We start from the raw sequence: 12,185 nt of genomic DNA on the forward strand, positions 1-12,185 counted from the left end.
GGCCGCCATGAACGCTTATGTACGCCCGGCCCTGAGCCTGGCCTTGCTGATGACGTTGCTCACTGGCGCACTGTATCCGTTGGCGGTGACCGGTATCGCCCAGGTCGCCTTCCCTGAACAGGCCAACGGCAGCCTGGTGCGCGACGCCCAGGGCCATGTGCGCGGTTCGGCCCTGATCGCCCAGGATTTCCAAGGCGATGGCTGGTTCCATTCGCGGCCTTCGGCAGGGGCCTATGCCACGGTTGCCAGCAGTGCCAGCAACCTGTCGCCGAGCAATCCGGCCTTGGCCGAGCGGGTGGCCAGTGATGCTGGCGCGCTGTATCGAACGCAACAAGGCCCGGTGCCTCAAGCCTTGCTGACGACCTCGGGCAGCGGCCTGGACCCGCATTTGCCGCCGCAGGCCGTGGCCTACCAGATTCCGCGTGTGGCTGCGGCCCGCAAGGTGCCGGAGGAGCGCTTGCAAGCCTTGCTTGAAGAGGCCACCCTCCACCCATTGATCGGGCCGCCTGTGGTCAACGTCCTGGCACTGAACCAGGCCTTGGAGACGTTGGGGCATTGAGACGGGGGCCTGCAACGCAGGCCCAACGATCGCCGCATTATTGAAGGATGACACATGAGTGATTCCGCCCGCGCAGACGCGCTGTTGGCCAACCTGCCGCGCGCTGGGCGCGGCAGGCTAAAGGTGTTTCTCGGCGCCGCACCCGGGGTGGGCAAGACCTACGCCATGCTGCAAGCCGCCCACACCCAGCAACGCCAGGGCGTGCAGGTGCTGGCCGGGGTGGTCGAGACCCACGGCCGCGCCGAAACCGAAGCGCTGCTCGGCGGCATGCCCCAGCAGCCGCTGCTGCGCAGCGATTACCGCGGCGTCACGCTTGAGGAAATGGACCTGGACGGCCTGCTCAGCGCGGCGCCAGCCCTGGCCCTGGTCGATGAGCTGGCGCACACCAACGCACCCGGCAGCCGCCATGCCAAGCGCTGGCAGGACGTGCAGGAACTGCTCGCCGCCGGCATCGACGTCTACACCACAGTCAACGTGCAACACCTGGAGAGCCTCAACGACAAGGTCCGCGACATCACCGGCGTGCAGGTGCGTGAAACCCTGCCGGACTGGGTGCTGCAGGAAGCTTTCGAACTGGTGCTGATCGACCTGCCGCCCCGCGAACTGCTCGAGCGCCTGCGAGAAGGCAAGGTGTACGTGCCGGAGCAGGCGCGGGCGGCCATCGATGCGTATTTCTCGCAGACCAACCTGACCGCCCTGCGCGAACTGGCCATGCAGACGGCCGCCGCCCAGGTCGATGCCGACCTGGCCCACGGCTATCGCCAGCGCGGCCAGGAAGCTCCTGCCTTGCGCGGGCGGCTGTTGGTCGGCGTCGATGGCGACGACCAGGCCGAACGCCTGGTGCGCCATGCCAGCCGGGTGGCTCAGCGCCGTCACTTGCCCTGGAGCCTGGTACACGTGGACAACGGTCGCCTGCGTGACGAGGCGGCGCGTCAGCGCTTGCAGGCTGCGCAGCAACTGGCCGAGCGCCTGGGGGGCGAAGTGGTGCTGTTGCGGGCCGGCGAAGTGGCGCGCACGTTGATTCAGCATGCGCTCGAACGCCGGGCCAGCCTGGTGCTGGTGGGGCAGTCGCGCGATCGCCTGCGTCGGCGCCTGTTGGGGGCGGGGGTTGCGGCGCGGCTGTTGCGCGAAAGCCATGGGCTGGAAATCAACGTGCTCGACCGCGATGCCCAGCCGCAACCGGCCCGCTCGGCGGTCAAGCGTGTGTGGGTGTGGCGGCATTATCTGCTGGCCCTGCTGGCCACCGTCATGGCGGCCGGCCTGGCCTGGGCGGTGTCGAGCGTGCTGGCGCTGCCCAATATCTCCTTGGTGTTTCTTGCTGCGGTGTTGCTGGTGGCGGTGCGCAGCAGCCTGGGGCCGGCGCTGGCGTGTGCGGCGTTGTCGTTCCTGACGTACGATTTCTTGTTCATCCCGCCGAATTTCTCCTTCAGCATCCAGCGCGAAGAAGACGTACTGACCCTGGTGTTCTTCCTGCTCATGGCCGCCCTCACGGGTAACCTGGCGGCCCGTCAGCGCCGCCAGTTGCAGGCACTGCGCGAAACCCAGGCGCAGACCAGCCAACTGCTCGACCTGTCGCGTCGGCTGACCGTTGCCACCGACCGCCAGGCAGTGTTCAACGCCGCCGGCCAGCACCTGGACGGCTGGCAGGACCTGCACGTGTGCTTGCTCGAACGTGATGCCGAGGGCCTGTTGCGCGTGGCCAGTGGCGAAGCCCACGCGCTGAGCGACAACGAACGGGCCGCTGCCGACTGGGCCTGGCAACACGGTCAGGCGGCCGGCCAAGGCAGCGATACCTTGCCCAATGGCCGCTGGTGGTGGTGGCCCTTGGCGGTGGAGGAGCAGCCGCTGGCCCTGCTCGGCGTGCGCTCGCGCACTGGCGACCCGCTCAGTGACCCGCGCCGGCGCCTGCTCACGGCCCTGGGCCAGCCGCTGGCCCAGGCGCTGGCCCGCGCGCGGCTGGCCGAACAGCTGGAGGCCGCGCGCCTGCACGGCGAAACCGAACAACTGCGCAGCGCCTTGCTCGCGTCGGTGTCCCACGACCTGCGTACGCCGCTGACCGCCATGCGCGGCAGTATCGACAGCTTGCTGGCGCTGGGCGAGGCGATCCCCGAACAAGACCGGCGCGAACTGCTGGAAGGCACGCGCGACGAGGCCGAGCGCCTGGACCGCTACATCCAGAACCTGCTCGACATGACCCGCCTGGGCCACGGCGGCCTCAAGCTTGCCCGTGACTGGGTAGCCCCCGCAGACATCGTTGGCAGCGCGCTCAACCGCCTGCGCGTGGTGTTGGCGCCATTGCGCGTGCACACCTTGGTGCCGGCCGAGTTGCCGTTGCTGTTTGTCCATGCGGCATTGATCGAGCAGGCGCTGGTCAATGTGCTGGAGAACGCCGCACGCTTCTCGCCGGCCAACGGTCGGCTGGAGCTGCAGGTGTCGGTGATGGACGCACAATTGCACATGGCCGTGCGCGACCAGGGCCCCGGCATTCCCCTGGCGGAGCGGGAGAAGATCTTCGACATGTTCTACACCGCCGCCCGTGGTGATCGAGGCGGGCAGGGCACCGGCCTGGGCCTGGCCATCTGCCAGGGCATGATTGGCGCCCATGGCGGGCAGATTTTGGTGGGTGACGGCATCGATGGCCAGGGCACCGGCATCACTCTATGCTTGCCGCTGCCCCCTCAACCCGAAGCTGAAAGCGAAACCCCATGAGCCAGCCCGCCACCCTTTTGGTCATCGACGACGAGCCGCAGATCCGCAAGTTCTTGCGTATCAGCCTGATGTCCCAAGGCTACAAGGTGCTCGAGGCTGCCACCGGCGGCGAGGGCCTGGCGCAAGCCGCCTTGGGCAAGCCTGACCTGGTGGTGCTCGACCTCGGCCTGCCGGACATGGACGGCCAGCAGGTGCTGCGTGAGTTGCGCGAATGGAGCGCGGTGCCGGTGCTGGTGCTGTCGGTGCGTGCCAGCGAGGTGCAGAAGGTCGATGCACTGGACGGCGGGGCCAATGACTATGTGACCAAACCGTTTGGCATTCAGGAGTTTCTGGCGCGGGTGCGTGCCCTGTTGCGCCAGGTGCCGCAGGCCGGTGGCGGTGAGGTGGCCGCCAGTTTCGGGCCGTTGACCGTGGACTTCGCCTTCCGCCGGGTGACCCTGGAGGGCGTGGAGGTCGCGTTGACGCGCAAGGAGTATGCGCTGTTGGCCCAGTTGGCCGCGCACCCGGGCCGGGTGATTACTCAGCAGCAGTTGCTCAAGGACATCTGGGGGCCGACCCATGTCGACGATACCCACTACCTGCGCATCGTGGTCGGGCATCTGCGCCAGAAGCTTGGGGATGACCCAATGGCGCCGCGGTTCATCATCACCGAGGCGGGGGTAGGCTACAGGCTGGTAGCGCCAGGCTCGTGAGCGGACGGGGTGGCATCAGGCCCTGGGCGGCTCTTTTTCGAACAGCTGGCGCATGACCTCCAGATAGCGCCGCGCGCCCAGGCCCAAGGGCCGCGGTTTGACCCAGATGATGTCGACCCACAAGCGTAACCGGCTGGCCATGTTGTCGAAGCGCACCTCGGCCAATGCGCCCGAGGCAATCAACGGCTCAACCAGCGGCTGCGGCAGGTAGGCCCAACCCAGGCCGGATTGCACCAGGTCCAGCGTCGCCAGGTAGCTGTCGGTCAGCCAGATCCGCCGCGACAGCACCATGCGCGGGTCGGAGCCGGTGGCTTTGCCGGAGGCCACGATGATTTGCCGTTGCTCGGCGAACGCCTCTTCCGGCAGCGGCGTGCCGTTGTTGCGCCCGGCGGGGTGGCGCGGTGAAGCAACGGCTACCAGCAGTTGGCTGCCGGCTTCAAGAAACGACTCGCGCTCATCGATCCCGGGCCGTTCGAATACCAGGGCCAACTGCACGCTGCCATCGTGCAGCAAACGAATGGCCTCGGCTTGGGTGGCCGAACGTACTTCGATCTCAAGGCTGGGGAATTCCTGCGCGAGGGTTTCCAGGGGCTGGCTCCAGCGGCCGGTCTGCAGCTCAGGCGCCATGGCGATGGTCAGGCGTTTTTCCAGCCCCTTGTGCAGTTGCAGCGCCTGGGCGTCCAGCAAGTTGAGCTGGCAGATCACCTGCCTGGCCTGCGGTTCGAGCGCCAGTGCTGCGCTGGTCGGCAAGGCTTTGCGTGTGGCGCGGTCGAACAGGGCCAGGTCCAGTTCTGCTTCCAGCTGGGCGATGGCCATGCTCACGGCCGAAGGCACGCGCCCCAGCTTGCGTGCGGCTGCAGAAAACGACCCTGCCTCCAGTACCGCCAGAAAGACTGCAAGAGAGTCGCTGGTAAAGGCCATTGTCAGAACCCCTCCTAGGCGGGCTACAGGTCCTCCGACAGGATACGGTCCACGCTGTCGACAAAGTAGTCCACGCTCGCCTGGGTGGTGCACATCGGCGGTTTGATCTTGAGGATGTTCAGGTAGTCGCCGGTCGGTTGCATGAAGATGCCCAGCTCGCGCAGGCGATCGCACAGCAGCAGGGTCTCCTCGGTCGCCGGCTCCAGCGTCTGCCGGTCGCGTACCAGCTCCAGGCCCAGGTAGAAGCCCGAGCCATGCGCTGCGCCGGCGAGCGGGTGCCTGTCGACCAATGCCTGCAAGCGTGCCTTGAAATAGCGCCCGGTGTCGCGGGCGTTGTCCCACAGCCCTTCCTCCTGCATCACGTCCAGCACCGCCATGCCGATGCGGCAACTGACCGGGCTACCCCCCGCCGACGAGAAGAAGTAGCCCTGCGCCTCCAGCGCCTCGGCTATCTCACGCCGGGTGATCACCACGCCCAGCGGCTGGCCGTTGCCCATGCCTTTGGCCATGGTGATGATGTCGGGCACCACGCCTTGTTCCTCGAAGCCCCAGAAGTACTCGCCCAACCGGCCATAACCGACCTGCACTTCGTCGGCGATGCACACGCCGCCCCGGGCGCGCACCTTGGCATAGGCGTCGGCAAGGTAGCCCGCGGGTAGCGAGATGCCGCCGGCGTTGCCGTACACCGGTTCGCAAATGATGCCAGCCAGCTGACGGCCACGGCCATCGAGGTCGGCGAGCTTGGCATCGACGTCACGCAGGTAGTCGGCGGCGCTGTCGGCACCGCGAAAACGCCCACGGAAGGTGTTCGGCGCCTCGACCGGGTGCACCCAGTCTGGCCGGGTCTCCAGTGCCTGCGGGTTATCGGCGATGGACGTGGAAATGGCGTCGGTGGCCACCGACCAGCCGTGGTAGGCCTCCAGCACGCTGAGCAGGTCGCGCCCGCCGCTGTAGGCCCAGGCCAGGCGGATGGCCAGGTCGTTGGCCTCGGTGCCGCTGTTGACCAGAAACACCCGGTCGAAGCCTTCCGGCGCCAGTTCGAGCAAGCGTTCGGAGAACTCAGCGATGGCGGCGTAATGGAAGCGCGAGTTGGTGTTGAGCAACGACCACTGCCGCGCCGACTCGGCCACCATGCGTGGGTGGCCATGGCCAAGCACGGCAACGTTGTTGAGCATGTCCAGGTACGAACGGCCCTGCATGTCGATCAGGTAATTGCGCCAGCCGCGTTCGACATGCGGCGGTTGCGCGTAGTAGTGCTTCTGCGAGCGGGCGAAGCTTGCGTCGCGGCGTGCCAGCAGCGCCTGCGCGTCGGGCAGCGCTTCGGCGTCGCAGTCAACGCCCAGCAGCGCGGCAGGCGACGGGCATAGCGCCAACCAGGCTGCGGCCTGGGAGGGCGTGGCGAAGAAGGGAGGGCGGGTAGTGTTATCCAGGCACAGCTGTACGCTGAGCACGCCATGGCTGCTGCCCAGTGGTTGACCTTTTGCCATGGCTTGGCCATTCACCGGGGCATCTTCCAGCCCCGTTAGCCACAAGGCCCACTGCGGCGTGTGCAGGCAGCCGCGGCCATCGCCGTGACGCTGCCAAGTGCCGGCCTCTGGTGCCTGCAGCAGGGTGCCGTTCGGCACCTGCAACTCCACACCCAGCGCGCAGGTGGCAGGTTCTTCGGGGCGGTCGATATGGGTTTGTGACAGGCGATACTGGCCATGCAGCGTGCTCGCCGGGGTCGGTTGTGCGGCCAGCAGGTGCTGATCGAAGCCTGGCTGCTCCCAGTTGCCCGCTTCGCAGTGCGGGCTGAGCACGCCCAGGTCGAGGCGTGCGACCGGCTGGCCGACCAGTTCGGGCAACAGCGGCGCACAACCCGCCAGCTCGGGCTTGCCGGGTTGAAGATCGGCCGCCTGCAGGATGGCCGCCTCCATCAACGCGAAAGGCACGGCGGTAGCGGTGTCGAAGATTTCCCATTCATGCGCGATGTTGTTGCGGATGTACTGGTTGCCCGGCTCTACGGCGAGCTGTTGCTCGCTGCTCAGTACCAGTACCGCGGCGCGGTTGAGTACCAATGGCCACAGGGCTCGCAGTTCGGCTTCGTTCAGCGGGTTGAGCGCCTGATAGGCACGTACCGCCGGCAGAATGCGCAGCGGGTCGCCTTCGGCATGGTGCAGCAGCGCAGCGCAGGTCACTGACAGGTCGGCGATGCGCCAGGTGCGCAGCAGGTCGCCGAAGTCGATCACGCCCTGCAACTGCCACTGGCGCTCGCCATCGCGGGCCCACACAGCGTTGTCGTCGGTCACGTCCAGGTGCACGGCCTGGCAGGGCAGTTGGTCGGCCAGCGGCGCCAGGTGCGCAGCGGCCAGCTGGGTGGCTTGCTCGACACGGGCGCGGTGGCCTGCGTCCTGTAGCACTGGCAGCAGGTGTTGGATCAGTGCCTGGGCGTGCTGCGGGTCCCACTGCAGGGTGCGGCTCAGGCCTGGGTGGTCAAAGTCGGCCAGGGCTTTGTCCAGCCGAGCGCAGAGCTTGCCCAGTTCGGCCATCAGGCGTGGCGGCATGTGTTTGAGGCGGGTCAGCGGCTGGCCGTCGATGTAGTCGAGCAGGCGTACGCGCAGTGGTTGGCCGGCGATGTCCAGTGCCAGCAGCGCTTGGCCGGTTTGTGCGGGGCGTACTGCGGGTACGGGCAAGCCCTGTTCACGCAGGTAGGCCAAGGCGGCGTGCTGGGCTTCCAGTTCGACCTGGGCGTAGCTGCCGTGGCAGGCCTTGAGCACGAAACGGCCTTGTGGGGAATCCAGGCGGAAGTTCAGGTCCTGCTGGCTGCCCAGCGACGTCAGGTTGCCAGCCAGGTTGTAATGCGTCTGCAGCAAGGCGTGCGCCTGGGCTTCGCTTAGCGAAGGGCTGGGCAGGGCGGAGCGCTGGATCAGGGTGGCCAGGGCAGGGGCGGCTGGGTTTTGGCTGGGCATTGGGGCTACCGTTGGTGCTGGGAGGCGGTAGGGACTTTATGCCCGTTTTGGTTGATGATGGAAGACGATTGTTGTCAGAATTTTTGATGATGAGGAGCATGTCGTTAGATTTGCAGCGCCTATGAGATCGAGCGCCGCGCGGGCGGCGCTCGATCTCATAGGCGCTGCAAATCTAACGACATGCCCTTGTAGCCTTCACCTCACCTCAAAAGCTGGCCTTCACCGACACCATGAAATTACGCGGTTCCCCATAGTAGTTGCCAAAGGTCTCTGTCCCGATGCTGGCGTAATAGCGCTTGTCGAACAGGTTGTTGCCGTTAAGCGCCACCGACCAGGTCTCATCGATCCGATACCCGATCCGCCCGTTCCACACCGCATACCCCGCCTGGCTGATCTTCTCGCCACTGGCCGGCGAAAGCCGGAAGTTGTCACTTTGCGCATTCACCCCGGCGCCAATGCTGACCCGCTCCAACGCACCCCCCAAGGTGTACTCACCCCACAAGCGCAACACATGGCGAGGCACATAGCTGTTGAACGCCGCGCCATTCAAACTGCTGTCGATATCATCTAGCGTCTTGGTCTGGGTATAGGTGTACCCCGCCAGCAACTGCAGCCGCTCGATCACTTCACCGCTGAGCTCGGCCTCGAACCCTTGGGCACGCACCCGGCCGGCGTTCACGTAGCAATAACCATCGGATGACGGGCAAGACGAGTTGAAGTCGGTTTGCGCCTGGTCTTTCTGAATGGTGCGGAACAGGTTGAAGGCGCCGTTCAAACGGCCGTCGTACCAGGCACCCTTGATCCCCAGCTCATAGCTCTGGCCCACCAGTGGTTTGAGTGTGGAGCCGTCTTCTGCCCGGTAGTTGCCTTGCGGGGTGAAGATGTCCGAATAGCTGGCGTAGGCCGTCAGGTTCTCGTTCAGGTCCAGCAGCACGCCGGCAAACGGTGTGACCTGCCCGGTCTCACGGGTGTTGGAGGGCTGCGATTCACCGCTTCTGATGAAGACGGAATCCGTCTTGGAGTCGTACCAGCTCACCCGGCCACCGACCACCACGGTCAACGGGTCGGCCAGTTTCAAGCGCAGGGTCGAGTAGAGGCCCTTTTGCGTGGTCTTGGTCTTGACCGGCCCGCCGCGCGACGAGTTTTCGATGAAGTAACTGTCATCGGGCTCTGGGATGAACTTGTCGGGGTTGAACACATTCTGGCGCTGCGGCAGAAACGCTACCGAATAGAAGTCGTCCTTGTTCGAGCGGCTGGCGTTCATGCCCAGCACCAGTTCATGTTGCTGGCCGAACGCGTCGAACTTGCCATCCAGGTAGGCGTCCAGGCCGTAGTCGACCTGGTCGTAGTCATACATGCTGCCCAGCATGCCGGTGGTGTCGATGCCGGGCGTTACCGCGCCCGAAGCGAACGCGTACTTGATGTCCTGGGTGTTCTTTGTATAAACACTGGCAACCTTGAGCTTCCAGTCTTCATTGACCTGGTGGGTGAGGTCGCTGAACACGGTCGTGCGCTTGCTGCGCCAGGTGTTCCAGGAGGGGTCGAGGCAGGTCGAGCGGCTGAGGTTGAGGTCGCTGCGGTCCTTGTAGCGCGGCAGGCCACCCCAGCACGGGTTGGCGTCGACATCTTCATAGGCAACGCCCAGCCCCAGGGTCGTGTCGGGGCTCAGGTCGAAGTCGAGCGCGCCGTAATACACCTGGTCCTTGCGGTTGGCGTCGTCTACAAAATAGTGCCGGCTCTGCTCGGCCACCACCGCCCGGCCACGCAGGGTGCCGGCCGCGTTCAGCGGGCCACCGGTGTCGATCTGCCCGCGGTAGTTGTCCCAGCTGCCACCGGACAAGGTGATGTCGGTATGCGCATCGGCAAGGCCACGCTTGCGCACGAAGTTCACCCCGCCTGCGGTGCCGCCCGAGCCCTTCATCATGCCTGCAGCGCCGCGCAGCACTTCGACCCGGTCGTAATACGCCATGTCACTGCTGAAGCTGTCGGCCTGGACATACAGGTTGCCCATGTCCAACGGCACGCCGTCGTACTGGTACTGGCCCGACATGCGGAACCCGCGCGAATAGAAGTATTTGCCGCCCATGGTCGAGTCGTACACGGTAATGCCCGGCGTCTTCTCCATGACCTGGTCGATGGTGTAGAGGTTCTGGTCGTCCATCATCTTGCGCGTCATCACCGTGACCGATTGCGGCGTCTCCTTCAGCGAGTGCTCGCCCTTGCCGATGGTCACCGCGCCGGTGGTGTACGAGCCGCTGTTTTCAGTGGTCGCGCCCAGCACCTGGCCGGTGATGTTGGTGGCCCCCAGCTCCATCGCCGAACCCGAAGACGGCACGGCCCGCAGCACATAGGTACCGTTTGACTGCGGCTCGGCCTGCAGGCCGCTGCCTGCCAGAATCTGGGTGAAGCCTTCGCTGACACCGAATGCCCCTTTGAGCCCTGCGCTGTGCAAGCCGTCGGTCTGCTTGGCATCGAACGACAGCGCAGCCCCCGCTGCACTGGCATAGCGGCTGAGCACTTCGGTCAGGCTGCCCCCGGCAATGTCGAACGTCCTGACGCCGTTCTGCTGCACCGGCACCTGTGCCGCGAACGTGATCGTGGGCCAGGCACCTGCAGTGGTTGCCGCCAACAGCCCGATTTTTACCGCCGTCGCCAGACGACCACGCTTGAACACTCCAGACATGCCAATCCTCCCCCAGAAAACGATCAATGAATCCCATTGGGGGATGAGCCGAACGATGCGAACAAAAAGTGCAAAAGCGCCGGAAGTTTTTTCAACTCACAGCGCCAGTGGGCTGTCAGGCGGTGACACGTTGACCCAAAAACGGCTGAAGCGCGTGACGCGCAGCGCAAAGCCGCTTTCCAGCGCCGCCAGCGCCCGGTCGGTGTCATCGATGGGGAATGCGCCCGAGACCTTCAACTGCGCAATGCGCGGATCGCAGCGCAGCACCCCGGTGCGATAGCGCGACAGGTCGGCAAGCAGTTCGGCCAAGGGGCGATCGAGGGCAATGATGCTACCTTGCTGCCAGGCCCCCACAGACGCGTCGTTGCGCCGTAGTGCCCCCACCGAGCGGTCAGAAAAGGCAATGGATTGCCCAGCCTCCACACGCACGGCCAGAGCACCGCTGGCCGCCCTGACTTCCACCGCTTTTTCGAGGACCGCCACTTCACCGCCCAGCGCTTGGGCGCGCACGATAAAGCGCGTGCCCAGCGCGCGTACCTGGCCATGCCGGGTGCGCACCGTGAACGGCCGTTGCGCGGGGTCGACAGCAGTGGTGACCAGAATCTCACCGCGCAGCAGTTCCAGCACCCGTTGCTGGCCGTCGTACTTGAGGTTCACCGATGTGTCGGTGTTGAGCAGCAGCGAGCTGCCATCGGCCAGGCGAAATGCGCGGCGTTCACCGACGGCGGTGCGGTAGTCGGCAAACTGTTGCTGGGCAGTGTCGCTGCGCCAACCCAGCCAGCCCAGCGACGTCGCCGGCACCAGCACGACCACACTGCGCAGCAACTGGCGCCGAGAGCGCTCGGCACCGCGCAGGGCAGGTGCCGCCAGGGCGCCGGGCACGCTTGTCAGCTGCTCGCCCACGGCGGCCATGCGTTGCCAGGCTTGGCGGTGAACCGGGTCGGCAACCAGCCAGTCGTTCCAGGCGCGGCGGTCGGCATCGGTTGCGATGCCCGAATGAAGCCTTGCGTACCAGCGGGCGGCGACGCTGATGGCTTGCAACTCGGCAGGCGAAAGGCTCATGCCTGTTGCAACTGCATCAAGCAGCAGTGCTCCATGGCCTTGGCCATGTAGTTGTTGACGCTGCGTACGCTGATGTTCAGTTGCTCGGCAATCTGCGGGTAGGTCAGGCCATCGAACTGCGACAGCATGAACACTTGCTTGACCTTGGTGCCAAGCCCTTGCAGCAGGCGGTCGATTTCCACCAGTGCCTGCAACAAAATCGCCTGTTCCTCCAGCGAAGGCTGCAGCGCTTCGGGCAAGCTAGCCAAGGCCTCCAGGTAGGCTTGCTCCAGTGAACGCCGGCGGATCAGATCGATCAGCAGGCCTTTGGCGATTCTCGACAGGTAGGGGCGCGGCTCGCGGATGTCCAGCGCACTGCGTGCCTTGATCACCCGCACGAAGGTGTCTTGCGTCAGGTCGGCGGCATCGAACGCATTGCCCAGGCGCTTGCGCAGCCAGCCATTGAGCCAGCCGTGGTGCTCGCAGTACAGATCGTTGACGGCGCTACGCAGGGATAGATCGTTGGCGGGCATGGTGATGGAATAGTTCGCGAGTGGTAATGAATCTTATTGTCGTGCGGCCTGTGGTTGCTTTGCAAGCGCCGCGCGGCTGACGAATGTGTCTTTGCCCTC

The 12,185-nt window shown here is 65.6% G+C and carries 8 protein-coding genes; 3 read left to right on the top strand and 5 right to left on the bottom strand.

The genetic code is table 11. From position 1 onward, the window contains the following. The first annotated feature begins 7 nt into the window (after nt 1–7). The 3 genes from kdpC to DJ563_RS02515 are packed head-to-tail and all read left to right on the top strand — an operon-like array spanning nt 8 to nt 3,960. Nucleotides 8–559 carry a potassium-transporting ATPase subunit KdpC gene (gene kdpC, locus DJ563_RS02505; RefSeq protein ID WP_434518750.1) on the top strand — a complete coding sequence of 184 codons (552 nt, stop codon included), beginning with the start codon at nt 8–10 and terminating at the stop codon, nt 557–559. Between the two features lie 54 nt (nt 560–613). Then, on the top strand, nt 614–3,268 hold the full coding sequence (locus DJ563_RS02510) for a sensor histidine kinase (RefSeq protein WP_274100280.1): 2,655 nt from the start codon (nt 614–616) through the stop codon (nt 3,266–3,268). Continuing rightward, nucleotides 3,265–3,960, top strand: a complete 696-nt coding sequence (locus tag DJ563_RS02515) for a response regulator (RefSeq protein ID WP_434518751.1) — start codon at nt 3,265–3,267, stop codon at nt 3,958–3,960. Before DJ563_RS02510 ends, DJ563_RS02515 begins: the two co-directional genes overlap by 4 nt. 15 nt (nt 3,961–3,975) lie before the next feature. On the opposite strand, the gene DJ563_RS02520 is transcribed toward DJ563_RS02515, so the two are convergent. The 5 genes from DJ563_RS02520 to DJ563_RS02540 form a co-directional block, all read right to left on the bottom strand. Beyond that, the gene (locus DJ563_RS02520) at nt 3,976–4,881 is read right to left on the bottom strand and encodes a LysR family transcriptional regulator (RefSeq protein ID WP_033699229.1); all 906 of its coding nucleotides are present in this window, start codon (nt 4,879–4,881) and stop codon (nt 3,976–3,978) included. Nucleotides 4,882–4,904: 23 nt separating this feature from the next. Beyond that, a complete protein-coding gene (locus DJ563_RS02525; RefSeq protein ID WP_434518752.1) occupies nt 4,905–7,829 on the bottom strand; it encodes an aminotransferase in 2,925 nt (974 codons plus the stop codon). Nucleotides 7,830–8,034: 205 nt separating this feature from the next. After that, entirely contained in the window at nt 8,035–10,512 is a 2,478-nt protein-coding gene (locus DJ563_RS02530; protein WP_274099863.1) for a TonB-dependent siderophore receptor, read from the bottom strand. 96 nt (nt 10,513–10,608) lie between these two features. After that, nucleotides 10,609–11,574 carry a FecR domain-containing protein gene (locus tag DJ563_RS02535; protein ID WP_434518753.1) on the bottom strand — a complete coding sequence of 322 codons (966 nt, stop codon included), beginning with the start codon at nt 11,572–11,574 and terminating at the stop codon, nt 10,609–10,611. Beyond that, on the bottom strand, nt 11,571–12,086 hold the full coding sequence (locus DJ563_RS02540; RefSeq protein WP_434518754.1) for a sigma-70 family RNA polymerase sigma factor: 516 nt from the start codon (nt 12,084–12,086) through the stop codon (nt 11,571–11,573). Before DJ563_RS02540 ends, DJ563_RS02535 begins: the two co-directional genes overlap by 4 nt. Nucleotides 12,087–12,185: the final 99 nt, after the last annotated feature.

The organism is Pseudomonas sp. NFX1, from assembly GCF_051123555.1.
GTDB lineage: Bacteria > Pseudomonadota > Gammaproteobacteria > Pseudomonadales > Pseudomonadaceae > Aquipseudomonas > Aquipseudomonas capeferrum.